This is a genomic window from Mycobacterium senriense, assembly GCF_019668465.1.
Classification (GTDB): domain Bacteria; phylum Actinomycetota; class Actinomycetes; order Mycobacteriales; family Mycobacteriaceae; genus Mycobacterium; species Mycobacterium senriense.
This window is the reverse complement of the sequence record NZ_AP024828.1, coordinates 2,163,880-2,189,174: the sequence shown is the minus strand read 5'-3', so window position 1 is coordinate 2,189,174 and position 25,295 is coordinate 2,163,880. Positions and strand designations below refer to the sequence as shown.

23 protein-coding genes are annotated in these 25,295 nt (G+C 67.7%); 6 read left to right on the top strand and 17 right to left on the bottom strand.

Going from position 1 to position 25,295, the window contains the following annotated elements:
• Positions 1 to 29: 29 nt before the first annotated feature.
• The 9 genes from fadD32 to glf all read right to left on the bottom strand — a co-directional run bounded on the left by fadD32 (position 30) and on the right by glf (position 12,513).
• Entirely contained in the window at positions 30 to 1,928 is a 1,899-nt protein-coding gene (gene fadD32, locus MTY59_RS10430) for a long-chain-fatty-acid--AMP ligase FadD32 (protein ID WP_221045570.1), read from the bottom strand.
• 323 nt (positions 1,929 to 2,251) lie between these two features.
• Positions 2,252 to 3,268 (bottom strand): carboxylesterase Culp6, encoded by a 1,017-nt coding sequence (gene culp6, locus MTY59_RS10425; RefSeq protein ID WP_221045569.1) that lies wholly within the window; start codon positions 3,266 to 3,268, stop codon positions 2,252 to 2,254.
• Positions 3,269 to 3,526: 258 nt separating this feature from the next.
• A complete protein-coding gene (locus tag MTY59_RS10420) occupies positions 3,527 to 4,429 on the bottom strand; it encodes an esterase family protein (protein ID WP_221046373.1) in 903 nt (300 codons plus the stop codon).
• 160 nt (positions 4,430 to 4,589) lie between these two features.
• The gene (gene ag85A, locus MTY59_RS10415) at positions 4,590 to 5,633 is read right to left on the bottom strand and encodes a diacylglycerol acyltransferase/mycolyltransferase Ag85A (protein WP_221045568.1); all 1,044 of its coding nucleotides are present in this window, start codon (positions 5,631 to 5,633) and stop codon (positions 4,590 to 4,592) included.
• A 337-nt stretch (positions 5,634 to 5,970) separates the two neighbouring features.
• Complete coding sequence (gene aftB / locus MTY59_RS10410) at positions 5,971 to 7,944, bottom strand: terminal beta-(1->2)-arabinofuranosyltransferase (protein WP_284145692.1); 1,974 nt, start codon at positions 7,942 to 7,944, stop codon at positions 5,971 to 5,973.
• A complete protein-coding gene (locus MTY59_RS10405; RefSeq protein ID WP_221045567.1) occupies positions 7,931 to 8,839 on the bottom strand; it encodes a decaprenyl-phosphate phosphoribosyltransferase in 909 nt (302 codons plus the stop codon). Before MTY59_RS10405 ends, aftB begins: the two co-directional genes overlap by 14 nt.
• Positions 8,836 to 9,378 (bottom strand): phosphatase PAP2 family protein, encoded by a 543-nt coding sequence (locus MTY59_RS10400; protein ID WP_221045566.1) that lies wholly within the window; start codon positions 9,376 to 9,378, stop codon positions 8,836 to 8,838. Before MTY59_RS10400 ends, MTY59_RS10405 begins: the two co-directional genes overlap by 4 nt.
• Positions 9,371 to 11,257, bottom strand: coding sequence for a glycosyltransferase (locus MTY59_RS10395; RefSeq protein WP_221045565.1), 1,887 nt, complete (start codon positions 11,255 to 11,257; stop codon positions 9,371 to 9,373). Before MTY59_RS10395 ends, MTY59_RS10400 begins: the two co-directional genes overlap by 8 nt.
• A 47-nt stretch (positions 11,258 to 11,304) precedes the next feature.
• Positions 11,305 to 12,513, bottom strand: a complete 1,209-nt coding sequence (gene glf, locus MTY59_RS10390; RefSeq protein WP_221045564.1) for a UDP-galactopyranose mutase — start codon at positions 12,511 to 12,513, stop codon at positions 11,305 to 11,307.
• Positions 12,514 to 12,766: 253 nt separating this feature from the next.
• Between glf and MTY59_RS10385 the strand changes: the two genes are divergently transcribed.
• Positions 12,767 to 13,813, top strand: coding sequence for a PirG (locus MTY59_RS10385; RefSeq protein ID WP_221045563.1), 1,047 nt, complete (start codon positions 12,767 to 12,769; stop codon positions 13,811 to 13,813).
• A 129-nt stretch (positions 13,814 to 13,942) separates the two neighbouring features.
• Positions 13,943 to 15,616 carry an N-acetylmuramoyl-L-alanine amidase gene (locus tag MTY59_RS10380; RefSeq protein ID WP_415822757.1) on the top strand — a complete coding sequence of 558 codons (1,674 nt, stop codon included), beginning with the start codon at positions 13,943 to 13,945 and terminating at the stop codon, positions 15,614 to 15,616.
• 84 nt (positions 15,617 to 15,700) lie between these two features.
• Here the strand turns inward: MTY59_RS10380 and MTY59_RS10375 are convergent, their stop codons facing one another.
• Complete coding sequence (locus tag MTY59_RS10375) at positions 15,701 to 16,072, bottom strand: winged helix-turn-helix transcriptional regulator (RefSeq protein WP_221045562.1); 372 nt, start codon at positions 16,070 to 16,072, stop codon at positions 15,701 to 15,703.
• A gap of 104 nt (positions 16,073 to 16,176) precedes the next feature.
• Here MTY59_RS10375 and MTY59_RS10370 point away from each other — a divergent pair, with 104 nt between their 5' ends.
• Positions 16,177 to 16,545 (top strand): DoxX family protein, encoded by a 369-nt coding sequence (locus tag MTY59_RS10370; RefSeq protein ID WP_250160797.1) that lies wholly within the window; start codon positions 16,177 to 16,179, stop codon positions 16,543 to 16,545.
• Positions 16,546 to 16,580: 35 nt separating this feature from the next.
• Here MTY59_RS10370 and MTY59_RS10365 read toward each other — a convergent pair whose 3' ends face one another.
• Genes MTY59_RS10365 through MTY59_RS10350 form a run of 4 tightly spaced genes read right to left on the bottom strand, consistent with a single transcriptional unit; the run spans position 16,581 to position 19,760 of the window.
• The gene (locus MTY59_RS10365; RefSeq protein ID WP_221045561.1) at positions 16,581 to 17,396 is read right to left on the bottom strand and encodes an HAD family hydrolase; all 816 of its coding nucleotides are present in this window, start codon (positions 17,394 to 17,396) and stop codon (positions 16,581 to 16,583) included.
• 34 nt (positions 17,397 to 17,430) lie between these two features.
• The gene (locus MTY59_RS10360) at positions 17,431 to 18,216 is read right to left on the bottom strand and encodes a lysophospholipid acyltransferase family protein (protein ID WP_221045560.1); all 786 of its coding nucleotides are present in this window, start codon (positions 18,214 to 18,216) and stop codon (positions 17,431 to 17,433) included.
• Between the two features lie 14 nt (positions 18,217 to 18,230).
• On the bottom strand, positions 18,231 to 18,986 hold the full coding sequence (locus tag MTY59_RS10355) for a lysophospholipid acyltransferase family protein (RefSeq protein WP_221045559.1): 756 nt from the start codon (positions 18,984 to 18,986) through the stop codon (positions 18,231 to 18,233).
• Between the two features lie 6 nt (positions 18,987 to 18,992).
• The gene (locus MTY59_RS10350; RefSeq protein ID WP_221045558.1) at positions 18,993 to 19,760 is read right to left on the bottom strand and encodes a lysophospholipid acyltransferase family protein; all 768 of its coding nucleotides are present in this window, start codon (positions 19,758 to 19,760) and stop codon (positions 18,993 to 18,995) included.
• A gap of 198 nt (positions 19,761 to 19,958) precedes the next feature.
• On the opposite strand from MTY59_RS10350, the gene MTY59_RS10345 reads away from it, so the two are divergent.
• Both MTY59_RS10345 and MTY59_RS10340 read left to right on the top strand, forming a co-directional pair.
• The gene (locus tag MTY59_RS10345; RefSeq protein ID WP_221045557.1) at positions 19,959 to 21,509 is read left to right on the top strand and encodes an MBL fold metallo-hydrolase; all 1,551 of its coding nucleotides are present in this window, start codon (positions 19,959 to 19,961) and stop codon (positions 21,507 to 21,509) included.
• Positions 21,506 to 21,838 carry a hypothetical protein gene (locus tag MTY59_RS10340; protein WP_221045556.1) on the top strand — a complete coding sequence of 111 codons (333 nt, stop codon included), beginning with the start codon at positions 21,506 to 21,508 and terminating at the stop codon, positions 21,836 to 21,838. Before MTY59_RS10345 ends, MTY59_RS10340 begins: the two co-directional genes overlap by 4 nt.
• A gap of 8 nt (positions 21,839 to 21,846) precedes the next feature.
• On the opposite strand, the gene MTY59_RS10335 is transcribed toward MTY59_RS10340, so the two are convergent.
• Entirely contained in the window at positions 21,847 to 23,409 is a 1,563-nt protein-coding gene (locus MTY59_RS10335) for a phytoene desaturase family protein (protein ID WP_221045555.1), read from the bottom strand.
• A 48-nt stretch (positions 23,410 to 23,457) separates the two neighbouring features.
• Entirely contained in the window at positions 23,458 to 24,105 is a 648-nt protein-coding gene (locus tag MTY59_RS10330) for a TetR/AcrR family transcriptional regulator (RefSeq protein WP_221045554.1), read from the bottom strand.
• An 88-nt stretch (positions 24,106 to 24,193) separates the two neighbouring features.
• On the opposite strand from MTY59_RS10330, the gene MTY59_RS10325 reads away from it, so the two are divergent.
• On the top strand, positions 24,194 to 24,679 hold the full coding sequence (locus tag MTY59_RS10325) for a DUF2834 domain-containing protein (RefSeq protein ID WP_221045553.1): 486 nt from the start codon (positions 24,194 to 24,196) through the stop codon (positions 24,677 to 24,679).
• On the opposite strand, the gene MTY59_RS10320 is transcribed toward MTY59_RS10325, so the two are convergent.
• Positions 24,676 to 25,248: a class I SAM-dependent methyltransferase gene (locus MTY59_RS10320; RefSeq protein WP_221045552.1), complete on the bottom strand. Its 573-nt coding sequence runs from the start codon at positions 25,246 to 25,248 to the stop codon at positions 24,676 to 24,678. The two genes, MTY59_RS10325 and MTY59_RS10320, sit on opposite strands and share 4 nt — an antisense overlap.
• Positions 25,249 to 25,295: the final 47 nt, after the last annotated feature.

The following is a 25,295-nucleotide window of genomic DNA, read 5'->3' as shown; positions in this document are numbered from 1 at the left end:
GCTCAGTGTCAGCCATGGTCCTCAGGGATTCAGTCAGTGGAGCTGGCGAAGGCCGTCGGGGACCCGACGCCGCTTCGCAGACTGCCGTCGAGGTAAGCCGCGCGGCAGGCGCGGTGCCCGATCTTGCCGCTGGAGGTACGCGGGATGGTGCCCGACTGCACCAGCAGCAGGTCGCGGACCGTGACGCCGTGGCGCACGGCGATCGCGGCCCGGATGTCGTCGGCGATGGGCTGGTAGTCCAGCTTGTGCGAGCCGGCGGCGCGCTCGGCGACGATCACCAGCTGCTCGGAGCCGTCGTCCGGGTCGTACTTGATGCCGGCGTGCGGGTTGTCGAACACTTCCTGCGGCAGCTGGTTGGCCGGCACCGAGAAGGCGGCGACGTAACCGGTGCGCAGCGCCTTGCTGGCTTCCTGCGCCGAGTATTCGAGGTCCTGCGGGTAGTGGTTGCGGCCGTCGATGATGACCAGGTCCTTGATGCGGCCCGCGATGTAGAGGTGGCCCTTGTGGTAGGTGCCGTAGTCGCCGGTCTTGACCCACATGCCGTCGTCGGGGGCACCCTCGGCGTGGGACTGGCTGATCCGCGACTTGAGGATGTTGCGGAAGACGTCGTTGGTCTCTTCTTCCTTGCCCCAGTAGCCGATGCCCAGGTTGTTGCCGTGCAGCCAGATCTCGCCGATCTGTCCGTCGGGCAGCTCGCTCGCGGTCTCCGGGTCCACGATGACGGCCCACTCGTCGACGCCGATGACGCCGGCGGAAACCTGCGGAACGGCCTTCGGCGAATCGGCGGGCACCTCGACGAAACGCTGCTTGTTCAGCTCGTCGCGGTCGACGTGGATGACCCTGGGCGCCTCGTTCATCGGCGTGGTGGACACGAACAGCGTCGCCTCGGCCAGGCCGTAGGACGGCTTGATCGCGGTCTCGCGCAGACCGTAGGGCGAGAACGCGTCGTAGAACTTGCGCATCGAAGCCGGGGACACCGGCTCGCTGCCGTTCAGGATCGCCTTCACGTTGCTCAGATCCAGCGGCGGCTCGCCCTCCTTGGGCACCCCGCGGACTGCCGCGTGCTCGAACGCGAAGTTGGGCGCCACGGTGATGACCTCACAGTCCGGGGCGTCCTCGGGCTTGCGCGCCATCTCGCGGATCCACCGGCCGGGCCGGCGCACGAAGGCGGCAGGCGTCATGAAGGTGAACTTGTGACCGACCACCGGTGACAGCAGGGCGGTGATCAGCCCCATGTCGTGGAAGAACGGCAGCCAGGACAGGCCGCGGTCGGCCTCCTTGCCCTCCAGGCCGTTGAGCACCTGCAGCACGTTGGTGGGCAGGTTCAGGTGCGTGATCTCCACGCCGGTCGGGGTGCGGGTGGAGCCCGAGGTGTACTGCAGGTAGGCGATGGTGTTCTCGGTGGCCTCCGGCGGCTCCCAGGTGGATGCAACCTCGTTGGGCACCGCATCGACGGCGATGACGCGGGGGCGCTCCTTGGCGGCCCGGGCACGGATGAACTTACGGACGCCCTCGGCGGCCTCGGTGGTGGTCAGGATCGTCGTCGGGGTGCAGTCGTCGAGCACGGCGTGCAGGCGGCCGACGTGGCCGGGCTCGCTCGGGTCGAACAACGGCACCGCGATCCGGCCGGCGTACAGCACGCCGAAGAGTGCGACGAGGTAGTCCAGGTTCTGCGGGCAGAGCACGGCGATGCGGTCGTCGGGCTGGGTGACCTGCTGCAGCCGCGCGCCCACGGCGCGGTTGCGGGCGCTGAACTGCGACCAGGAGATGTCGCATTCGACGCCGTCGCGCTCGGTGGAAAAGTCCAGGAACCGGTAGGCGAGCTGGTCGCCGCGAACCTTCGCCCATTTCTCAACGTGCTTGACCAAGTTCGTGTTGTCCGGGAACTTGATCTTTCCATTCACGATGAACGGGTTGTGGTACACCATGCCGCTCTCCTGTCGCACCTGTTTTCGGTCGGCTGGGCCGACGCGTGGTTCCTAGGTCGTTCCGCCGACGGCTTCGTTCTCAAGCCGGCTCGACCGACGGTTACATGTCTACGCGCACGCCGGACCCCGCACCGCACCCGCTGGGGAACGCCGGTGATGTGCCAGCCCCAGCCGGCATCTATCCCGACCGGGCGCGCGACAAAGGTCCAATAGCTCTTAAATTCCTCTTAATGTTACGGGGCTGCCTACGGCAGACCAAATCACAAGGTACCGCTGATCGTCATCGGCAACCGCTACCTACCGCTTGTGTCCCACCGTCCCGGTCATCCGTGTTTCGGTTGTGGCGCATTCGCGATCAGATTGTGAGCCCAGTTGAGCGTCCAGTCGGTGGCGGGTGCCCCGTCGATGCTCCAGCACTGCGTCGTGGCATACAGCGCGTGGACCGGCTGACCGGCACCGCCGGCCAACGTGTTCAGCGTGCTCGGCAGGTTGGCGATGCTGAACGCCTCCTCCGGAGCAGCGCAGATCAGGTCGCCCGGCGCGCAGATCTCGTTGGTCTTGCCGTTGAGATCGCCGAAGCCGCCGGGGCGGGCGCCGGTCATGGTCAGACCCATCCCGGACAGGATCGGCACCTCGTGCAACGTGACCTCGGCACCCTGCCCCGGCGGGTTGGGTCCGACGTCGTTGCCGACCCCCATCTGGCGACGACCGTCCGCGATCAATGTCACGCCCAGCACCAGGTCGTCGTCGACGGGTCCGCGGCCATTGCCGATATCGCTGGCGATGTCGCCCGCGATCACCGCGCCCTGCGAGAAGCCCATCAGCACGTAACTGGTCAGCGGGCACTTGGTGTTCATGTCGGTCATCGCCTGCACCGTGGCGCGGGTGCCCTCGGCCCGGCTGGCGTTGTAGGACATCTGCGTGTCACCGCTCAGCGGGTTGTGGAACTGCGCGGTGTACGGGGTGGTGTACGCCTGCACCCGCGACGAGGGGAACTGCTGGGTGAGGGTCGCGGTCGCCTGATGCAGCAGCGCGTTGGGGAATTGGACGGGGTTGGCGGGGTCGTCCTGCAGGGCGGACTCCCACGTCCCGGGAACGTCGACCAGCAACACGTCCGGGCACGACGCGTCCTGAAACGCGGGTCGCGGCTTGTGCGGGTGCGTCGCTGTCGACGACGACGATGGGGGCAGGACCCCGGGCGGCACCGCGCTGGGCTCCGACTGATGGCCGCGCAGCAAGGTCACCGCAGCCAGGATGCCGAGGAAGACGACGGCGGCGACCGACAAGGCGGCGATCCACGCGAGGGTGCGTTGGCGCTTACGCCGCGCGCTTGTAGCCATGTTCTCCTGCCAGCAGAGTCGGTGGATCGCAGCTACGCGGTCCTCCCGACCCCTGCTGCACCCCCTATACGGTACCGGCTTGGCCGCGTGGGCCAGTCGGGCGCCGACCCGCTGCGCCCGGCTCCGCCGCGCTTGCGATCGTCTTTAGGCCAGTCGGGCGGCGACCCGCGGCGCCCGGCTCCGCCGCGCTTGCGATCGCCGCTAGGCCAGTCGGGCAGCGACCCGCGGCGCCCGGCTCCGCCGCGCTTGCGATCGCCGCTAGCGGATGGCGCCGACGATGTCGCCCGACATCGCCCCGAGCTGCCCCGACCACGAACCCCAGCCGTTGTCGCCGCCGCCGGGGAAGTCGAAGTGGCCGTTGTGTCCGCCGTTGCTGCGGTACTGCTGATAGAACTCCCGCGAACTGCCCATCGCAGCGCCGGCCTGCCCGATCATCGCGGCGTCGTCGCCGCCCATGTTGGTCGGGCTGTAGACCCAGACGCGGGTGTTGTTCTGCGCCAGCAGCGAGGCGTGCACGTAGGGGTCGTGCCACTTCCACCGGCCCAACTGCGGGGCGCCCCACATGCCGTTGCCGTCGATGCCGCCGAACTGCTGCAGGCCCGCCAGGATCGCGCCGTTGTAGTTGGTGCTCGACGGGTAGAGGAAGCCGGACAGCGATCCGGCGAAGCCGAAGCGGTCGGGATGGAAGCAGGCCAGCGCCATCGCCGCATAGCCGCCCTGCGAGGCACCGACGGCGGCGTGGCCGCCGGGCGCCAGGCCCTTGTTGGCGGCCAGCCAGTCGGGCAGCTCACTGGACAGGAACGTGTCCCACTGCTTGCTGCCGTCCTGCTCCCAGTTGGTGTACATGCTCCACGCGCCTCCGGCCGGGGCCACCACCGAGATGCCCTTGCCGCCGAGCGTGTTCATCGCGTTACCGGCGGTCACCCAGTTGCTGACGTCCGGGGCCGCGTTGAACGCGTCGAGCAGGTACACCGCGTGCGGACCACCGGCCATGAAGGCCACCGGAATGTCGCGGCCCATCGCCGCCGACGGAACCATCAGGCTCTCGTAGCCCGCCGCCCTGGCTTTGCCGAGGGTCGCGGCGGTCTGCAGTGCGAGGGCCAACCCGACGGCCAGCACGGCTACGCAGAACACCCGGAACAGCGCCGACATACCCCGCACTACCGTCATGTCCACCCTCCATCGTGTAGTCGCTGAAAGCACATTAGCCAGGGCCGTAGTTCCCCCGCGCGCCGGGTAGTGAAACAAGTCACACGCCGCAAACGACTAGCGGCGGAAACCCCGAAGGGTTCCCGCCGCCTGTCGTACTGCTTGGGTGTGTTTAGGTGCCCTGGCCGTTACCGGCGTTTGTGGTGGCGGCCGTGGCCGGACCCGCACCCGGGGTGGCGCCCAGCACCGACTGCAGCTCAGGCTTCATCGCCTGCAGCTGCGCGCCCCAGTAGGGCCAGTCGTGGGTGCCGTTGGCGTCGAAGTTCCACACTGCGTTGTGGCCACCGGCGGCGTTGTAGGCGTCCTGAAACTTCAGGTTGCTGGTCCGCACGAAACCCTCGAGGAACTTCGCGGGCAGGTTGTCGCCACCCAGGTCGGACGGCTTGCCGTTACCGCAGTACACCCAGATGCGGGTGTTGTTGGCGACCAGCTTGCCGACCTGCAGCGACGGGTCGTTGCGCGCCCACGCCGGGTCGTCCTTCGGACCCCACATGTCGGCGGGCTTGTAGCCACCGGCGTCGCCCATGGACAGGCCGAGCAGCGACGGGCCCATGCCCTGCGACGGGTCCAGCAGTGCCGACAGCGAGCCGGCGTAGATGAACTGCTGCGGGTGGTAGGCGGCCAGGATCAGCGCCGACGAACCGGCCATCGACAAACCGACCACAGCGCTGCCGGTCGGCTTGACCTGCTTTTCGCTCTGCAGGTATGCCGGCAGCTCGCTGGTCAGGAAGGTCTCCCACTTGTAAGTGGTGCAGCCGGCCTTACCGCAGGCTGGCTTGTACCAGTCGGAGTAGAAGCTGGACTGGCCACCGACGGGCATGGCGACCGAAATGCCCGACTGGTTGTACCACTCGAACGCCGGGGTGTTGATGTCCCAGCCGTTGAAGTCGTCCTGCGCACGCATACCGTCGAGCAGGTACAACGCGGGCGAGTTGGCGCCACCGCTCTGGAACTGAACCTTGATGTCGCGGCCCATTCCGGCGGAAGGAACCTGCAGGTACTCCACCGGCAGACCGGGGCGCGAGAAGGCCCCAGCGGTCGCGGAGCCTCCGACGGCGCCAATCAGGCCCGAGAGCAGCGCCGCACCAGCGGCCGCCACAACGAGCCGGCGCGGCATACCCGCCACGGCGCCGCGCAATCTGTCGACAAGCGTCATCCTTGCTTCCTCATCCTTCTTGCAGCCCTCGGCGCATTTCACCGACCGGCCACTTTCTTGATTGGGTCGAACTGCCTGCGCGCAGGCGCGGCAGTGCTCGTGTAGTCAACCACACGTTGTGCCATTCGGTCGCATCGAGGCGCGGTCGCCAACAGTCGAGCAGTCCTCCTACCCAGGGCATTTCAATTCAAACATGTGTCGAAAAGGCACCGTTTTCAGGTGTGCTTGCCCGTCATTGCGAGCTGGTGAGGGGCCAAATGTGATGTTGCTGCCATTTTTTCGCGACCGGCGCACTGTGATTTGTTCGTCCTGTGCCGAAATTTCTTCTGCGCGATGCTTACTCACGCGGTGGGGGCGGTGGCTCCGGCGGTATCGGCAGCCCGCAGCGGGCCAGTTCGTAGCGCGGCACCCGGTCGATCCGGTACCCGGTGAACTGGAAGGAGTTCACCAGGTTGGACAGGAATCGGTGCGGGGTCATCGGCGCGCGCACCGAGCTGAGCACCGCCTTCGTCTCGGGACATTGCAGCGCCGCGACGGCCTCGGCGACCCACTGCGCGTCCAGGTAGCCCGGAATTCCCGGGGGGAGCTTCACCCAGGGGCCGTCGGCGATCACCCAGTCCGGAAAGAGGTTCTTGTCGTGCCCGATGCGGCCGTGCTTGAGCCGTTCGGTGTGTTGCGCAAGCGGATTCGCCAACCCGATCTGATCGATCACCCTGACATCGAGCCCGACGTTCATGCCGACCATGCCGAGGTTGGTGAAAAACACTGCATGCTGGGGCTTTTGCGCAGACTTGTCGCCCGGCGCCGGCTGGGTCTGCGGCACCAGGTCCCACTGGATGTAATTGCCCGACGGCAGCAGCAGCGCGCCTTCGGGGGTGTTGTTCAGCGCGGTCAGGATGGCCGCCATCCGCGGGTAGCCCAGGTAGTCCGCGGCGGTCAGCGGGTGCGCGTTGCCGGTGGCCTGGGAGTAGAAGCGGCGTTCGTCGACTATCCCGGAGTAGGTGACGTGGGTCGCGTCGTCGCCCATCCCGGGTGAATTCGCCGCCCACAGTGCCCATCCGGCCAACCCCAGCCACAACGCGCCGGCCGCGCCGGCAACCCAGTTACCGGTCTCCCGCGAATAGTCCTGGCCGTCGGGGATGGCGATCGGGATGACGGCGATCGGAGCGAGCAGGCAGAACAGCGGGGCCAGCAGCACGCGGGCGTGCATGAAGTCGCCGCCCTGCCGGGTCCAGTAGAGGGCCTGCAACAGCCCGCTGATCAGCACCCACGCCACCACCGCAGGCGGGCTGTGCACGGCGCGGGCCACCCGTCCGTAGTTGGGTGCCAGCGCGGGGCGCAGGAACGACGGCCGCCGGCGCGCGGCGAACAGCAGCACACCCAGCGGCACGAGGAGCACCAGCGGGATCCACACCGCATAGGGCGCGTTGAAGTTGGAGAGGTAGATCATGCCCTGGGACCACTTGTCCCCGGCCGCGTCCTTGGCCAGGGCGGTGCCCGGCACCAGCAGGCCGTAGTAGCCCATCCGGAAGATTTCGTAGCCGACCGGCAGCAAACCCCCGGCCACCACGATCAGCACCCGGCGGCGCCAGGTCCGGGCAGCGACCAGCATCATGATCAGCGCCAGCCCGCCCATGAGCGCCAGCTCCGGCCGGACCAACACGCTGAACCCGGCGACGAACGCCAGCAGGCCGGCGAACACCTTGTTATCTGTGCGGTTGCGCACCGGCTGCGCCCAGCAGACCATCATCCACCACAGCAGCCCGAGATAGGCCAGCGCCAAACCGCTTTCCAGCCCGGAGGTGGCAAAGTCCCGCGCCGGCGGCAGCGCGATGTAGACCAGCGCGCCGGCGGGCAACATGATGGCCCTGCGGCCCCGCAGACTGGGGGCGTACAGCCGCGCGGCGCCCAGCATCAGCAGCGCCACCCCCACCACCGAGAGCACCAGCGCGAGCGCGAGCGCCACGTACTCCATGCGCAGCGGGCCGCCGACCCAGCTCCCGACGTACATCAGGTAGGTCCAGGCCGTGGAGGTGTTGGCCTCCACCCGCTCACCCTGGTTGAAAACCGGGCCGTTGCCGGCGAGCAGATTGCGCACGGTGCGCAGCACGATCAGCCCGTCGTCGGCGATCCACCGCCGCTGCCAACTCCCCCACCCGAACAGGATGGCGACCAACGCCACGCTGATCCACAGGCTGACCCGCACCATCGTGGTGTACGGAAACAACGGCCAGCCGGGCCGCCTGATCACCGGCCGGCCGCGCATCATGCGCGCTTTGAGAGCCTGCAGTTCGGGGCTAACCGAAGGCAACGGCGGCTCCGACCGTCGCGATCCACGCCAGGAACAGCAGCTGCAGCACCCGGTCCCGCAGCGCGATGTCTTCGGGTTCGCCGGCCAGCCCGCCGTCCACGTCGACCGCGTAGCGCAGGATCGCGATGGTGAACGGAACCATGGACACCGCGTACCAAGACCCGGAGTGGTGCCCCCGCTCGAACGCCCACAGGCCGTAGCACATCACCACCGCGGTGGCCGACAGCGTCCAGACGAATCGCAGGTAGGTGCTGGTGTAACTCTCCAGTGACTTGCGGATCGCCGCGCCGGTGCGCTCGGCCAGCTGCAATTCCGCATAGCGCTTGCCGGCCACCATGAACAGCGATGCAAACGCCGCGGAGAGTAGAAACCATTGAGACAGCGGGATTTTGGCAGCCACACCGCCCGCGATGGCACGAAGTAGATACGCCGACGACACGATGCAGATGTCAAGCACGGCTTGGTGTTTGAGGCCGAAACAGTACGCCAGCTGCATGCCGAGGTAGACGGCCATCACCAGCGTCAGGTTGGGCGTCACCGCCCACGCGATGCCCAGCGAGGCCACCCCCAGCAGCAGCGCCAGGACGTAGGCCAGCCACTCCGGGACGATGCCCGCCGCGATCGGCCGGAACCGTTTGGTCGGGTGTTCGCGGTCGGCCTCGACATCACGCACGTCATTGACCAGATACACCGACGACGCCGCCAGGCTGAACACCACGAACGCCAGGCCCACCTGCGTGAGCAGCTGCCCGTAGTCGTAGCGGACACCGCCGCCCAACGCGGCCAGCGGTGCGGCCAGCACCAGTACGTTCTTCACCCACTGCCGGGGGCGGATCGCCTTGATCACCCCGGAGACCAGGTTGGCGGGCGGCCGGGTCACGACGTCCTCACTCATGCGGCTTCACCTCTTGCGACCTCTCCTGCGCGGCGCGCGATCGCCGCGACGACAGCACCGAGCGCGATGCCGAACGCCACGTCGCTGGGGTAGTGCACGCCCAGCAGCATCCGCGACAACGCCATCGGGGGCACCAGGACGGCGGGCAGCGGCAGACCCGTGGTCCGGCCCATCAGCAACGCCGCGGCCGTGGTCGAAGTGGCATGTGCCGATGGGAAACTCAGTTGGCTGGGCGTGCCGACGTTGACCGCGACGGCGGGATCATGCGGCCGCTTGCGGCGCACGATCCGCTTGACGATGACGGCCGCGGCGTGTGCGGCGAACGCCCCGGCGCCGGCCACCAGCCAGTCCCAGCGCCGCTTCGGGGACAGCAGCGCTCCGAGCGCGGCGACGGCCACCCAGCCGATGCTGTGCTCGCCGAAGTGGGACAGCGCGCGCGCCACCGGCAGCGCCCCGGGACGATCGCTCAGTGCCGCCTGCACCGCGACCAGCGCGGCCACCTCGCCGCGGGGCGCCTGCGCAGCGGCGGCCTCATGCATGTTCTGCAGCGGGCAGCAACGCCGTCTCCCACTTCTGCTTGCTGGACAACACGGGCAGCGCGTCGCGATACACCCGGCGCATCCCGTCGAACCGGCTGAGCAGCTTGCGCTGCCGGCGCAGCGATGCGAACAACAGCGAGAACATCTTTCGCCGGTCCCGCTGCCGGTAGACCACGCCGCAACCGTCGGCGGTGGTGACCGTCACGCCGTCGACCGTGCACAGCCGGAACCAGCGCGCATCCTGGGTCGGCACGTTGAACTCGGGCCGGGTGTGGGATTCGGTGTCAGCCTTGGTCATGTTGTGCAGGATGCCGCGGGCCAGCCGGTAGCTGATCGACACCGGGTTCACCGGCGGCTTCATCGCCTTGGTCTTGTGCGATGGCGCCGGCAGTTCGCTGGCCGCCGGCAGCACGACGGCGTCCGGGTATTCCTTGCGCAGCCGGTGCACCTCGGGCAGACCCGATTCCAGGATCGAGAAGATGTGCTCCGGGCCGGCCAGGAAGTCGTCGATGGCCCGGTTCTGAATCGCAACCGTCGAATACTCAAGGCAGGCAAGGTGTTTCAGTGTCGCCTTGAGGTGGCTGCGGACCAGTCCGGTGATGTCGCCGTCCCAGTGCAGCGCCGCCACCACCAACCGGTTGCGCAGGTGGAAGTAGGCCTGCCAGTCGATGGCGTCGTCCTTGTCGCTCCAGGCCATGTGCCAGATCGCGGCGCCGGGCAGCGTGACCGTCGGATAGCCGTGCTCGCCGGCGCGCAGGCCGTATTCGGCGTCGTCCCATTTGATGAACAGCGGCAGCGGTTGGCCCAGTTCCTCGGCGACCTGTCGCGGGATCATGCACGTCCACCAGCCGTTGAAGTCGACGTCGATGCGCCGGTGCAGCAGCGCGCTCCGATCGTTCTTGTCGTTCAACGGGAATTCGGCGAAGTTGTGGTCGTACTCGGCGTGCGGCGCGGCGGTCCACATGAAGTTCGCCTGGTTGACGACCTCGCCCATGATGTGCAGGTGCGACGGCTCCTGCAGGTTGAGCATCTGCCCGCCGATGAGCGTCGGCTTCTTGGCGAAACGGTTGAGCGCCAGCACCCGCAGGATCGTGTCCGGCTCGATGCGGATGTCGTCGTCCATGAACAGGATCTGTTGGCAATCGGTGTTTTTCAGCGCTTCGTACATCACGCGGCTGTAGCCGCCGGAGCCGCCGAGGTTGGGCTGGTCATGGATGGACAGCCGGCTGCCCAGTCCCGCGGCCGCCGCCGCGAAGTCCGGGTGATCACGCACCTTGCGCACACCCTGGTCCGGCACGATGACCGCACCGATCACCTTGTCCACCAACGGATCCGCGGTGAGGTCGGCCAGCGCGTTGACGCAGTCGGCGGGGCGGTTGAACGTGGGGATGCCGACGGCGATGTTGGCCGTGCCCGGTGCGGGCTCGGTGGCGTACCAGCCGCCGCTGATGAGGTTGACCGCGGTGTCGGTGGTGATGTCGAACCAGATCCAGCCGCCGTCCTCGAACGGCTTGAGCGGTACCTCGATCTCGACGACGGCCGGCTGGTCGTCGGTGCCGACGAATTGGCGGCCCTCCACCGAGATTCGCACCCCGGTCGCCTTGGTCCGGTACACGTCGACGCGCCCGGTTCCGGTCAGCTCGACGCGCAGCGCCACCGACTGACAGATCGACCAGCGGCGCCAGTAGCTGGCCGGAAAGGCGTTGAAGTAGGTGGCGAACGACACCTCGGACTCTTTGCCGATCTCCAGCGACGTGCGGCTGGTGGCGTGGGCACGCCGGGCGTTGGTCGTCGACTCCTCGAGATACAGCTTGCGCACGTCGAGCGGCTCGCCGGGACGCGGCAGGATGATCCGGGACAGCAGGCTCACGGCACTCATTTAGGCGCCACTCCTTCTCATCGCTTCGCTGTGCATCGTGGCGCGCATCAGCGCGCGCCTTCCTCTTTGTTCTGGGCTTCGATCAGGGATGTGCCGTCCCGCAGGTGCGGCGCGAGCACGTTGTCGTACATGTTCAGGGCGCTGGCGATCGCCATGTGCATGTCCAGGTATTGATAGGTGCCCAGCCGGCCGCCGAACAGTACCTTCGACGACGCCGTCTCGGCCTTCGCCCTGGCTCGGTAGGCGGCCAACAGGGAGCGGTCGGCTTCGGTGTTGATCGGATAGTAGGGCTCGTCGTCGTCTTCGGCGAAGCGCGAGTACTCCCGCATGATCACGGTCTTGTCGGGGGGATAGTCGCGCTCGGTGTGGAAGTGACGGAACTCGTGGATGCGGGTGTAGGGCACGTCGGGGTCGTTGTAGTTCATCACCGGGGTGCCCTGGAAGTCGCCGGTGGGCAGCACCTCCAGCTCGAAATCGAGGGTGCGCCAGCCCAGCCGGCCCTCGGCGTAGTCGAAGTAGCGGTCGAGCGGTCCGGTGTAGACGACCGGCGCGTCGGGGCTGTCCGCGCGCAGTTGGTCGCGCACGTCGAACCAGTCCGTGTCCAGCCGGACCTCGATGCGATCGTCGGCGGCCATGTTGCGCAGCCAGGCCGTGTAGCCGGCGACGGGCAGGCCCTCGTAGGTGTCGCTGAAGTAGCGGTTGTCGAAGGTATAGCGCACCGGCAGCCGGGTGATGTTCGCGGCCGGCAGCTCTTTGGGGTCGGTCTGCCACTGCTTGGCCGTGTATCCCTTGACGAAGGCCTCGTAGAGCGGCCGGCCGATCAGCGAGATCGCCTTCTCCTCGAGGTTCTGGGCGTCGGCCGTGTCGATCTCGGCGGCCTGCTCGGCGATGAGCTTGCGGGCTTCCTCCGGGGTGAAGTACTTGCCGAAGAACTGCGATACCAGGCCCAGCCCCATCGGGAACTGGTAGGCCTGCCCGTTGTGCATCGCAAAGACGCGGTGCCGGTAGTCGGTGAAGTCGGTGAACTGCCGCACGTAGTCCCAGACCCTCTTGTTGGAGGTGTGGAACAGGTGGGCACCGTACTTGTGCACCTCGATGCCGGTGTGCGGCTCGGCTTCTGAGTAGGCGTTGCCACCGATGTGCGGTCGGCGGTCCACGACCAGGACGCGCTTCCCGAGCTGGGTAGCCACGCGCTCGGCAATGGTCAGTCCGAAGAATCCAGAGCCGACGACGAAAAGATCGAAACGAGCGGTCATCGGTTGCTTAGGGTATCCGACCGCGTGGCCCTAACCCATTTGGCGAGGCCATGCAGCGGCGTTGGGCCTGTGACGACGGCCGTTGAGGCGCCCGGGCTCCGCGATCACAGTCGGGGTCGCAAATGCCTCACGATTCAATATCACCACTCTAGTAACAGGCTCACCACTCGTACCATCGACCTTGTGTGATTCCCACCAGTTAGGAGCGGTGGGACGCGCCGACACAACACATAGTCAGATAGAGGAGACTTCCGTGCCGAACCGACGCCGACGCAAGCTCTCAACAGCCATGAGCGCGGTTGCCGCCCTGGCAGTGGCGAGTCCTTGCGCGTACTTCCTGGTCTACGAATCGACTGCCGGCAACAAGGCGCCCGAGCATCACGACTTCAAGCAGGCCGCGGTGATGAGCGACCTGCCCGGCGAGCTGATGGGTGCGCTGTCGCAGGGGCTGTCGCAATTCGGGATCAACATGCCCCCCATTCCTGCCTTGAACGGGGGTGCGACCGGCACGCCGGGTCTCGCCAGCCCCGGCCTGGGCACTCCAGGCCTCGGAACCCCCGGGCTGGGGACCACGGGCCTGACCAATCCGGGCGTGACCAGCCCCGGTTTGACCAGCCCCGGCCTGACCAGTCCCGGCTTGACGAGCCCTGGCCTGACCAGCCCCGGTATGGCGCCCATGACGCCCGGGCTGACCGCGCCCGGCGCACTGCCGACCACCCCTGGTGGCGGTGTCGCGACCCCGGGTGCCGGGCTCAACCCGGCGCTGTCCAACCCCGGGCTGACCAGCCCGGCCGGGGTCACTCCAGGCCTGGGCGGCACGGCGATGTCGCCGAGCGAGGTGCCGATCGACTCCGGAGCCGGGCTGGATCCGGGCGCCGGTGGCACCTATCCGATCCTGGGCGACCCGTCGACCTTCGGTAGCGCTTCGCCGATCGGCGGTGGCGGTACCGGCCTGGGCGGCGGTTCGGGCACCGGCGGTGCCAGTGGCGGTCTGGTCAACGACGTGATGCAAGCCGCCAACCAGCTGGGTGCGGGCCAGGCGATCGACCTGCTCAAGGGCCTGGTCATGCCGGCCATCACGCAGGGCATGCATGGCGGTGCCGGTGCCGCGGGTGCCCTGCCGGGCGCGGCCGGTGCGCTGCCGGGAGCCGCGGGTGCCCTGCCGGGTGTCGCGGGTGCCCTGCCGGGTGCCGCGGGTGCCCTGCCGGGTGCCGCCGCGGGCGCTCTTCCCGCCGCCGCGGGTGCGGCCGGTGCGTTGCCGGCGGCCGCCGGTGCGGTACCGACACTGCCCCCGGTCTAGTCCTTTACAAACCCTCCACAAGACGGCACCGCAGGATCATCTGCGGTGCCGTCGATTTTGTGCAGATTCGCCGGTGCTCAATTCGTGTCGTCCCATAGATAACATTAGAAACACACGTAACATCGCCTGGTGTCTCGCAGTCGTGCGCCGACGATGTTGCTCACCGCCATGGCGGCGACCGTGGTGCTCGTCTCGTGGCTGTCGGACACGACACGCGACCGCGGCACCGCCGGCGCGCCGCCGTCACGCGGCACCCAACTCGTCGAACAGCCGCTGGTCGGGCTGGGCGCGGGCGTCACGGTTCGCGAAATCAGCCAGACCACCCCGTTTGCCCTGGTCGCCCTGACCGGCGACCTGGCCGGCACGTCGACCCGCGTGCGCGCGAAGCGCCCCGACGGCTCGTGGGGCCCCTGGTATCAGACCGAGTACGAAACCGCGGCACCCGACCCGGCGTCCCGAGCGGGCGGCGAAGAGTCCGTCGGGCCCGACCATCCCGGCGCGGCGACGGAGGGGCCACGCGGCACCGATCCGGTGTTCGTCGGCACCACCACGACCGTCCAGATCGCGGTCACCCGTCCGCTCGACGCGGCGGTGACGCAGCCGCCGCCGGCGCCGCCGAGCGACAAGCCCGACCTGGGCTACAAGCCGGCAAGCAGGGAACAGCCCTTCGGCCAGAACATCTCGGCCGTCCTCATCTCCCCACCGCAAGCGCCGGCCGAAACTCATTGGACACCACCGGCCGGGGTGTTGATGCCGGGCCAGGCTCCGCCGATCATCAGCCGCGCGCAGTGGGGCGCCGACGAGTCGCTGCGCTGCGGTAGCCCACAGTACGACAACGGGATTCGCGCGGCGGTCGTGCACCACACCGCGGGCAGCAATGACTATTCGCCGCTGGAGTCGGCCGGGATCGTCAAAGCCATTTACACCTACCACAGCAAGACGCTGGGCTGGTGCGACATCGCCTACAACGCACTGGTCGACAAGTACGGCCAGGTATTCGAAGGCAGCGCGGGCGGACTCACCAAGGCGGTCGAGGCCTTCCACACCGGCGGATTCAACCGCAACACGTGGGGTGTGGCGATGATCGGCAACTTCGACGACGTGCCCCCCACGCCGATCCAGCTTCGGACCATGGGCCGGCTGCTCGGTTGGCGCCTGGGCCTGGACGGCGTCGACCCCAAGGGCACGGTGCAATTGGAGTCGGCCGGCAGCCACTACACCACCTTCCCGGCCGGCTCCATCGCGACGCTGCCGACCATCTTCACCCACCGCGACGTCGGGAACACCGATTGCCCCGGCAACGCCGCCTACGCGCTGATGGACGAAATGCGTGACATCGCATCACATGTCAACGATCCGCCCGAAGAACTGCTCAAGGCGCTGGAGGGCGGGGCGATCTATGACCACTGGCAGGCGATCGGCGCGATGAACAGCGTGCTGGGCTCGCCGACCTCCCCGGAAGACAGCGCGGAGGGCGATGCCCGCTTCGTCACGTTCGCGCGGGGCGCGATGTACTGGTCCCCCGAGACCGGCGCCCAGCCGGTCACCGGCGCCATCTACGACGCCTGGGGTTCGGAGAGCTACGAACGCGGCCCACTCGGCCTGCCGACCAGCGCGGAAATCCAAGAGCCGCTGCAGATTACGCAGAACTTCCAGCACGGCACGCTGAACTACGAGCGGTTGACCGGAAACGTCACCGAGGTCGTGGACGGGATCACGGTTCCACTGACGACCGAATCTCCAAGCGGCCCAACGGTTCCGTCCGAGCACTTCTCGCTGCCGTCGCACCCCACGCCCACCTAGGGCAACTTCTCCGCAACCACGCAAGCGGTCTCGCCGTGAGCGGAATTGACCGGTGCCCGACGCCAGTCTCGCGCTCGAAGACGCTTACTCGTCCTTGATCTGCGACGTGCGGTTGGCGTTGATCTGCTCATGGTGTGCCATGGCCCACTCGGCGAGCGCGATCACCAGCGGTAACAGCGTCCGCCCCAGCTCGGTCAGCTCGTACTCCACCCGCGGCGGCACCTCCGCGTAGGCCGTGCGGCGGACCAGGCCGTCCTCGACCAGGTGCTTCAACGTCAGGGTGAGCATCCGCTGCGAGATGCCCGCCACGGTCTCCGCCAGCTCACCGAAACGCAGCGGCCCGCCGCGGAGTGTGCCGATCACCAACAGACTCCACTTGTCCCCGATGCGGTCGAGTACCTCCCGGACCGCTCCGCCTTCGGGTATGCGCGCGACCTTCCGTGTGATTTGCGTCATACCGAGGCCGCCTTCCTGGATGCATACATCGGTGTGCCTTTTGTCGCCGCCCCCACGCTCACACACGATGTGCCTACGCACAAATAGTAAGGATTGGGGATTCGGTGAACATCGCACTTTGGACCGTGCAGGGCCTGCTCGCCGTCGTCTATCTCGCCGCGGGCGGACTAAAGGTCGTTCGGTCGCGCGAGCAGCTCGTGGCGACAGGTCGGCTCGACTGGATGAAGGACAATTCTGACGCGGCAGTGAAAGCCGTCGGCGCGGTCGAGATCCTTGGCGCGCTCGGGCTGATCCTGCCCGGAGCCACCGGCATCGCCCCCGTCCTGACCCCGATCGCGGCGGTCGGTCTGGTCGTCGTGCAGATCGGCGCATTCCGCGTGCACCTGACCCGCCACGAGCGGCAACCTTTGCCCGTCAACGCGATACTCCTGCTGCTCGCGGCCTTCGTTGCGATCGGCCGCTTCGTTGGCTGAAATCCCTGCCTCGTGCCGCACCCGCTACTGGCCGCCTAAAGCCACCAGCGTTCCAGCACCCGGCCCACCCCGTCGTCGTTGTTCGCGGTGGTGACCTCGTCGGCGGCTGCCCGCACGTCCGGATGGGCGTTGCCCATGGCCACGCCGTGCCCCGCCCACCGCAGCATCGACAGGTCGTTGGGCATGTCGCCGAAGGCCACCACCTCCTCGCGGGCGATCTCCAGCGGCCGGGCGATCTCCTCGATGCCGGTGGCCTTGCTGGTGCCCAGCGGCACGATCTCGATCAGGCCGTTGTTGGTGGAGTAGGTGATGTCGCCCTCGATGCCGACATGCTTGGCCAGTTCGGCTGCCATGTCTGCGCTGCGGGCCCCGGCGCGGCGGATGAGCAGCTTGATGGCCGGGGCGCTGAGCAGATCCTGGATCGACACCTCGGTGTTGTCCGGGTTCAGCCAGGCATGCTCGTAGCCCGGCGAGCTGACGAACTGGGGCGTCGCCGTGTCATGGGCGCTCTCGCCGATGCGCTCGACGGCCAGCCCCGCACCGGGGATGACGCGGGTCGCCAGCTCGGCCAGCTCGGCCAGGGTGTCGACGGGCAGCGTGTGGGTCGACACCACCCGGTCGGTCGCGGCGTCATAGATGACGGCACCGTTGGCGCACACCGAGATTGGCGCGAAACCCAGCGCGTCGACGACGGGCCTGATCCAGCGCGGCGGACGGCCGGTCGCCACCACGAACTGCGCGCCGGAGGCCACCGCGGCGCGGATCGCGTCGCGGGTGCGCGGTGAGACCTTCTCGTCGTCGTCGAACAGGGTGCCGTCGACGTCGCAGGCGATGAGCGCCGGCAGGGTCATCGAAACCGCCCGCCCCGGCGGCTGGCCGGGGCCCTCAATGCCGTCCGCTCTGGCTCTGCCCGGGTCGCGTCACGCCGTCGGTTCCGTACTTCTGCAACCGCTCCTGCAACTCCGACAGCCGAAGAGCCCGGGAATCCTCCTGGGTGGGCGCGCTGCCACCCAGCCGTCGCGGTACCCAGAATTCGTCTTTCGGGTGCGGATACTCCTCCTGCACCCGGTACAGCAGGTCGTTCATCGCCGAACGCAACAGCAGGTTGAGTTCCTCGGGCGTGCCCCGCGGCGGCAACGGCCGGCCGGCAGCCACGGTGATCGGAACCTTGTTGCGAAACACCTTCTTCGGATGATCTTTGGGCCAGATCCGGTGAGCGCCCCACACGACGATCGGAACGATCGGCACCCGGGCGTCCAGCGCCATGCGCGCCGCACCGGTCTTGAACTCGCGCAGCTCGAAACTGCGGCTGATCGTCGCCTCGGGGTGCATCCCGATCAGCTCACCCTCGCGCATGCGCTGCACGGCCACATCGAGGGCGTCGTGCCCCGACCTGCGATCCACCGGGATGAGCCGGGCGTGATTGATGACATAGTTGACCGCCTTCACGTCGGCCATCTCGGCCTTGATCATGAAGTACGCGCGCCGCTTGCGCTCACGGACGGCCATCAGCGTCGGGAGCCAGTCCAGGTAGCTGGTGTGGTTCTGGGCCAGCAGGGCGCCGCCGCGCGCCGGAATGTTCTCCAGGCCGTGATAGGTGAACTTGGTCCCCTGCATCGCCACCATCGGCGGGACGACCCACTCCGCCAACCGGTAGAACCCCTCGGGCATGTCTTCTCCTTCGCCTACTGCGACGGGCGCTCGGTCCTGTTGGCCGAGCGGGCCGCCGCCTCGGTGGCCTCCACGCGGGCGGCTTCCGCCAGGGTTGGCGCTCCGCCGCCCAGCCGGTGCGGCATCCAGTACGCCCCGGGCTCGCCCGGATAGTGCTGTTGCGCCCGGTGCAGCAAGGTGGTCATCGAGTCGCGCAGGGCAGCGTTGGTCTGCGCGATGTCTTCGTGCGCCCTTATCGGCGCGCCTACCTGCACAGTAATGGGTATTTTGGCGCGGCCCACATTCCGCGGGTGATCCTTGGTCCAGATTCGCTGCGCTCCCCAGACGATCACCGGCACGATCGGGACCTCGGCTTCGATGGCCATCCGGGCCGCGCCGGTCTTGAACTCCTTGAGCTCGAAGCTGCGGCTGATCGTGGCTTCCGGGTACACCCCGACCAGCTCACCTTCGCGGAGCCGCTGCACCGCGATCGCATAGGCACCCGCCCCGGCGCCGCGGTCCACCGGGATGGTCCTGGTGTGCTTGATCAGGAAATTGACCGGTTTGACCTGCTGCATCTCCGCTTTGATCATGAACCTCAGCCGACGTCCCCGCCGATGTACGGCCAGCGCGGCGGGCAGGAAGTCGACATAGCTGGTGTGGTTGATCGCCACCACCGCGCCGCCCTGCTCGGGAATCTGCTCCTCACCCTGGAGGGTGATTTTGGTGCCGGTGGCCTTGACCGCCAGTTGAGCCAGTAGCTCCAAAGCGCGGAAGGTCGGCTCCACCATCGAGCACTACTCCGACGCCCCTGCGGACCGGGCCCGGCGAGCCGCCCGGGCGGCCGCCTCCTCGGCCTCCAGCTGGGCCGCTTGCGCCAGCGACGGAGCGCCCCCACCCAGCCGGTGGGGCACCCAGAACTCGCCGGCCGGGTGCGGCCCGTACATCTCCTGAGCACGTTCCAGCAGATGCTGCATGCGCGAATGCAGCAGCCCCTTCAGTTCCTCGATGCCCAGCGTCGGCTCGATCGGTTCGCCGACCAGCACCGTGATCGGAACCTTCGGACGCCACAGCTTCTTCGGGTGGTCCTTCGTCCAGATCCGCTGGGCACCCCAGACGATGTGCGGAACGATCGGCACCCCGGCCTCGACGGCCATGCGCGCGGCCCCCGATTTGAATTCCTTGATCTCGAAGCTGCGGCTGATCGTGGCTTCGGGGTAGACGCCGACCAGCTCGCCGTCCTTCAAGTGCCGGACGGCGGCCTCGAAGGAGGCGGCGCCGTCTTGTCGATTCACCGAGATGTGCCGCAGGCTGCGCATGATCGGCCCGGTGAACTTGTGGTCGAAAACCTCCTGCTTGGCCATGAACCGCACCTTGCGCCCCAGGCCCTGCTTGTAGGCCGGCAGTCCCGCGAAGGTGAAGTCCAGGTAGCCGGTGTGGTTGATCGCGATCACCGCGCCGCCGCTTTTCGGCAGGTTCTCTTCACCCGCGATGGTGATTTTCAGACCCTGGACACGCCACACCAGGCGGGCGAGCTGAATGACAGTCCCGTAAACCGGTTCCACAGCACTTCAGCCTAGTGCTCCCGTCCCTGCGCCGCCCTAACAGCCCGAAATCCCAGGTGGACGGCCCAGGCCCCGCACACCGTCACCGGACGGCGGTGCCGGGCCGATGGTGCCGGCTCGCGCTAAGCTCGGGGGCTGAAAAGCCGTCACCCCCGGCCGAGGCAGCAGCAGCGTTTAACCGGCCCCAGGAAGGTATCAGTGCAGGTCACCAGCGTCGGCCACGCCGGATTTCTGATCCAGACCCAAGCGGGCAGCATCCTTTGCGACCCGTGGGTCAATCCCGCCTACTTCGCGTCGTGGTTCCCGTTCCCGGACAACAGCACGCTGGACTGGGACGACCTGGGTGACTGCGACTACCTGTATGTCTCGCACCTGCACAAGGACCACTTCGACGCGAAGAACCTGGCCGAGCACGTCAACAAGGATGCGGTGGTGTTGCTGCCGGACTTCCCGGTGCCCGACCTGCGAGATGAGTTGCAGAAGCTGGGTTTTCACCGGTTCTTCGAGACCAGCAACTCGATCAAGCACCGGATCGGCGGTCCGAAGGGCGACCTCGACGTCATGATCATCGCCCTGCGGGCGCCGGCCGACGGCCCGATCGGTGATTCCGCGCTGCTGGTTTCCGACGGCGCGACAACGGTTTTCAACATGAATGACGCGCGGCCCGTGGACCTGGACGTGCTGGCGTCCGAGTTCGGGCATATCGACGTGCACATGCTGCAGTACTCGGGGGCCATCTGGTACCCGATGGTCTATGACATGCCGGCCCGCGCGAAGGAGTCCTTCGGTGTCCAGAAGCGGCAACGCCAGATGGACCGCGCCCGCCAGTACCTCGCCCAGGTGGGGGCGACGTGGGTGGTCCCCTCCGCGGGCCCGCCCTGCTTCCTGGACCCGGAGCTGCGCGACCTCAACGACGACCACGCGGATCCGGCCAACATCTTCCCCGACCAGATGGTCTTCCTGGACCAGATGCGCAGGCACGGCAACGACGGCGGGCTGCTGATGATCCCCGGGTCGACCGCCGACTTCACCGGCTCCACGCTGAATTCGCTGACCCATCCGCTGCCCACGGACGAGGTCGAGGCCATCTTCACCACGGGCAAGGCCGACTACATCGCCGAGTACGCCGAACGGATGGCACCGGTCGTCGCCGCGCAGCGGGCCGGCTGGGCCCCGGCCACCGGGGAGCCGCTGCTGGAACCGCTGCGCGCGCTGTTCGAGCCGATCATGTCGCAAAGCGACGAGATCTGTGACGGGATCGGTTATCCCGTCGAACTGGTGCTCGGACCGGAGACCGTGATCCTGGACTTCCCGAAACGCGCTGTGCGGGAACGGATTCCGGATGAGAAGGTTCGCTACGGGTTCGCGATAGCACCGGAGTTGGTCCGCACCGTGCTGCGCGACGGCGAGCCGGACTGGGTCAACACCATCTTCCTGTCGACCCGGTTCAGGGCCTGGCGAGTCGGTGGCTACAACGAGTACCTCTACACGTTCTTCAAGTGCCTGACCGATGAACGGATCGCCTACGCCGACGGCTGGTTCGCCGAGACTCACGACGACTCGGCCTCGGTCACACTGGACGGCTGGGAAGTTCAGCGCCGCTGCCCGCACCTCAAGGCCGACCTGTCGAAATTCGGTGTGGTCGAGGGAAACACGTTGACCTGCAACCTGCATGGCTGGCAATGGCGACTGGACGACGGGCACTGCCTGACCGCGAAGGGTCACCAGCTGCGGAGTTCGCGGGCGTGAGCGACTCCTACGACGACGGCCTGGTCCAGCTGGACCGTGCGGCGATCACGTTGCGCCGCTACCACTTTCCTTCGGGCACGGCGAAGGTGATCGCACTCGATGCGATCCGCGGGTACAAAGCCGAAGACCTGGGGCTGTTCACCCAGCGGTTCCGGATATGGGGCAGCTCGGATTTTCGCCGCTGGCTGCCGCTGGACATCAGCAGGCCCTTCAAGTCGAAGCTGATCACGCTGGACGTGCCGGGCACGCGGCCCGCCCCCGCATTCACCCCGGCGCGCCCCGACGAGTTCACCGCCCTGTTGGACGAACTGCTCCGCCGGGGCGGCTAGGACGCCTCTCAGCGGCTCCGATCGGTGAGCGCTTGGCGCGCCGCGTTGTAGCCGGGGATGAAGGTGATCCCCGGGCCGCCGTGACAGCCCGCGCTGCCCAGATACAGCCCCTCGATCGGGATCGGCTGGCCGAGGAATCCCCGCGGGCCGGGCCGGTTGGGCCCGACCTGGTTGGCGTTCAGCAGGCCGTGGCAGTAGTCCCCGCCGGGGGCGCCGAACATCACGCCCATGTGCCTGGGCGTGAAGGTGGTGTGCCGGATGATGCTGCGTTCGAAATTCGGGGCGAGCCTGGTGATCTTGTCGATCACCCGCTGACCCATTTCGACCTTGGCCTGCCCGTAATCCACGTCGCCCTCGATCGGGAAGAACAGCGCGAACGCCGACGCGGCATGCTTTCCCTGCGGCGCCAGGTCCGGGTCGTTCTGCGACGGGATCTGCAACACGACGGTCGGGTCGGCCGGGACGATTCCGCGCCGCGCGTCCTCCCATTGCTGCTGGACTTCCTCCGGCGTACAGAACAGGCCGATCGAGGCCTGCATGGCCGGCTCGTTGAGGGCCTCGTAGGGCGCGGCGAAAGCTGGCGCCTCCTGCAGCGCGAAGTGCATCTGCAGGTAGCTGCCGCGGTGGTCGATGCGCGCGTAGCGTTCCCGGATGTCGGCGGGCAGCGCGGCGGGGTCGACCAGCTCGTTGAGCGTGATGTCCGGTGCGATGCCGGAGACCACGATCGGGGCGTTCAACGTCTCGCCCGCCTCGGTGCGCACCCCGGTCACCCGTCCGTCGGCGACCATGATCTCGGTCACCTTGGTGCGCAACCGGAGTTCGCCGCCATGGCTTTGCAGCACCTCGCACAGGTGCGAGGTGAGTGCGCCGATGCCACCGCGCAGCTTCTTCATCTGCATGGTGTCGCCGTCGGGCACGCCGAGGCCGAAGGCGAGCGCAGCGGCGCTACCGGGCGTGGACGGGCCCCGGTAGAGCGTGTTGACGGCCAGCACCGTCATCGAGCCGCGGATCGCGCCGAACTTCTCGCGGTCCGGCAGGTAGCGGTCCAACACGTCGGTGACCGACCCGAACAACATGTCGTCGATCGCCGAGCGCTCGAATTCGTTTGTCGCACAGGCATACATCTCGTCGATGCTCTTGGGTGGCGTTCCGGCTTCGAACCGGCCCAGCGCGCGGGTCGGCCCCTGACTCCAGGCCATCAGCCCGGCCATGCCGTTGACGGCGTCCGCGCCGTGCACCTCGTTGAGATGGGTGAACAGCTTGATCGGGTCGCTGTACTGCACCAGCGGATCGTCGCCGACACCGCGCACGGCCACCGACATCACGTCCAGGTCGATCGTCGGAATGGTGTCCAGGCCCAGCTCGTCCACCACCACCTGAGACGTCGGGAATTGCACCGAGCCGGCGATCTCGAACTGGTACCCGTCGAAAAGCTCGACGGTGGAGGCCATGCCGCCCGCGTAGAGCTTGGGGTCCAGGCACACGGTCCGCAGCCCGGCCTTCTGCAGCAGCACGGCCGCGGTCAGCCCATTGTGGCCCGCGCCGATGACTATCGCGTCGTAATCAGTCATGTCCTGCCCTCCGGAATGGAGGCTCGCACGACGCCAAAGTTTTGTCAATTATGACGAAACTTCAGGTGCGGTCGCCGTGACCCAGGTGTCGGTGATCCCCGCCCGCAGCGACTCCAGCGCCGCGTGGCACAGCCGCGCGAGCTCGCCCAGCGACCGCTCGTCGCTCTCCATCCAGACCTCCATCGCGCCGAACACCGCGGCCGCAATGCATCTCGCGGTGACCGCCGTGCGCACCCGTCGGTCCGCCGTCGCAGCCGCGGCGCCGTCGGCCCCGCGGCTGCGCCGTTGCAGCTGCGCGCCAATGGCGTCGGCGAAATCGGCCTGGACCTCCCGGATGTGGCGGACGATGCGGCCGGGGTCCAGCTCGTCTTGCCGCAGGGCGGCGATCTTGGTGACGGCATCGACGTCATACGGGAACGAGAAGATGGCCGCCTGCACCGAGTCGATGATGGGTTCGTCGACCGGCCTGGCATCCAGGGCGGAGCGAAACCAGTGCAGCCCGGTGTAGTCGGCGAACAGCAGATCGTGTTTGGAGCTGAAGTGGCGGTAGAACGTCCGCAGCGACACCCCGGCGTCGGCGGCGATCTGCTCGGCCGACGTGTCTTCCACGCCCTGGGCCAGGAATCGCACCAGGGCGGCCTGCCGCAACGCTTCGCGAGTGCGCTCGCTACGCGCCGTCTGCGCGGGCCTGACCATGGGAAGAAGGTATCAAGCCGGTGGGGTTGCCACTGCGCTTGTTGTGTCAATATTGACAAAACTTTGTGCCGGGGGTGAGACTGCGCCCATGGTCTCGCTACTCACCCACGCGGTACTCGGCCTGGCGGTCATCGGCTGGATCGTCATGGCCAACAGAGGAGTCTTCGCCCGGCCGGCCGACGGCCCGCTCTTCTCGCCCATGGAAGTCGTGTACTACGTCGTCGGCATCGCGTCGGTCGCCCTCGGCTGGTATTTCAACGTCACCTTCGTCCAGCAGTACGCCCACGGATCCAGCAACCCGCTCTGGGGCGAACACGGCAGCTGGGTCGAGTACATCAAGCTGATGTTCACCAACCCGGCCGCCAGCTCGGCCAGCCAGGACTACACGATCGCCAATGTTGTTCTGCTACCCCTCTTTACGATCGTGGACGGCTACCGCCGCGGTCTGCGCCACCCGTGGCTGTACTTCGTGTCCAGCCTTTTCACCAGCTTCGCGTTCGCGTTCGCGTTCTACTTCGCGACCATGGAACGCCAACGCCGGCACGAACGGGACCGCGCGACGGTCAACGCCTAGCCGAGCGGCTTAATGGCACGCCACTTCTGCCTGCCGCCCCTGACGTCGGTGTGGACGTCGTCGAATCCCGCGGCTCGAAGCCGCCCCGGGAGGTCGCCCGGCGCGATCGGGTTGTAGGTGTCGGCGATGTGAATCAGCCGGAATGCCCACGACGGGACGCCGTCGCTGCCGGCGAACACCCCTCCGGGTTGCAGCACCCGGAACGCCTCGGCGAACAGGCGGTCCTGCAACTCGGAGCGCGGAACGTGGTGCAGCATCGTGAAGCACACCACGGAGGTGAAATGGTCTGCGGGCAAACCGGTTTCGCCGCCGTCGCCATGGATGATGCGCGCCCGGTCGCCATACAGGCCCTGCAGGCGATCGGCCATCGCGGCGTCCACTTCGACCGCGGTCAGCGATGCGGTGCGCTCGAGCAGGGCGCGCAGTGTCGCCCCGTATCCGGCGCCGATTTCCAAGGTGCGCGTGCCTAATTCGACGCCTCGCAGCGCCCAGGGCACCAGCTGATCGGCCGCCGCCTTCTCCCAGCCCGCTGAGCTGCACCGGCGTCGGTGCAGGAGATTCATCGCCATGGTGATCCCGCCTTTCCGTGGGTCAACCAGAACGCTATCCGGCCCCG

Excerpts from the sequence above, each read along its gene's own strand:
- MTY59_RS10330 (WP_221045554.1), bottom strand. The coding sequence starts at position 24,105 with ATGGTCAGGCCCGCGCAGACGGCGCGTAGCGAGCGCACTCGCGAAGCG.
- glf (WP_221045564.1), bottom strand. The coding sequence starts at position 12,513 with ATGACCGCTCGTTTCGATCTTTTCGTCGTCGGCTCTGGATTCTTCGGA.
- MTY59_RS10400 (WP_221045566.1), bottom strand. The coding sequence starts at position 9,378 with ATGCATGAGGCCGCCGCTGCGCAGGCGCCCCGCGGCGAGGTGGCCGCG.
- MTY59_RS10360 (WP_221045560.1), bottom strand. The coding sequence starts at position 18,216 with ATGCCCGAGGGGTTCTACCGGTTGGCGGAGTGGGTCGTCCCGCCGATG.
- MTY59_RS10325 (WP_221045553.1), top strand. The coding sequence starts at position 24,194 with ATGGTCTCGCTACTCACCCACGCGGTACTCGGCCTGGCGGTCATCGGC.
- MTY59_RS10375 (WP_221045562.1), bottom strand. The coding sequence starts at position 16,072 with ATGACGCAAATCACACGGAAGGTCGCGCGCATACCCGAAGGCGGAGCG.
- MTY59_RS10335 (WP_221045555.1), bottom strand. The coding sequence starts at position 23,409 with ATGACTGATTACGACGCGATAGTCATCGGCGCGGGCCACAATGGGCTG.
- ag85A (WP_221045568.1), bottom strand. The coding sequence starts at position 5,633 with ATGACGCTTGTCGACAGATTGCGCGGCGCCGTGGCGGGTATGCCGCGC.
- MTY59_RS10405 (WP_221045567.1), bottom strand. The coding sequence starts at position 8,839 with ATGAGTGAGGACGTCGTGACCCGGCCGCCCGCCAACCTGGTCTCCGGG.
- MTY59_RS10320 (WP_221045552.1), bottom strand. The coding sequence starts at position 25,248 with ATGGCGATGAATCTCCTGCACCGACGCCGGTGCAGCTCAGCGGGCTGG.
- fadD32 (WP_221045570.1), bottom strand. The coding sequence starts at position 1,928 with ATGGTGTACCACAACCCGTTCATCGTGAATGGAAAGATCAAGTTCCCG.
- MTY59_RS10355 (WP_221045559.1), bottom strand. The coding sequence starts at position 18,986 with ATGGTGGAGCCGACCTTCCGCGCTTTGGAGCTACTGGCTCAACTGGCG.
- culp6 (WP_221045569.1), bottom strand. The coding sequence starts at position 3,268 with ATGGCTACAAGCGCGCGGCGTAAGCGCCAACGCACCCTCGCGTGGATC.
- MTY59_RS10395 (WP_221045565.1), bottom strand. The coding sequence starts at position 11,257 with ATGAGTGCCGTGAGCCTGCTGTCCCGGATCATCCTGCCGCGTCCCGGC.
- MTY59_RS10365 (WP_221045561.1), bottom strand. The coding sequence starts at position 17,396 with ATGACCCTGCCGGCGCTCATCGCCTGCGACGTCGACGGCACCCTGTTC.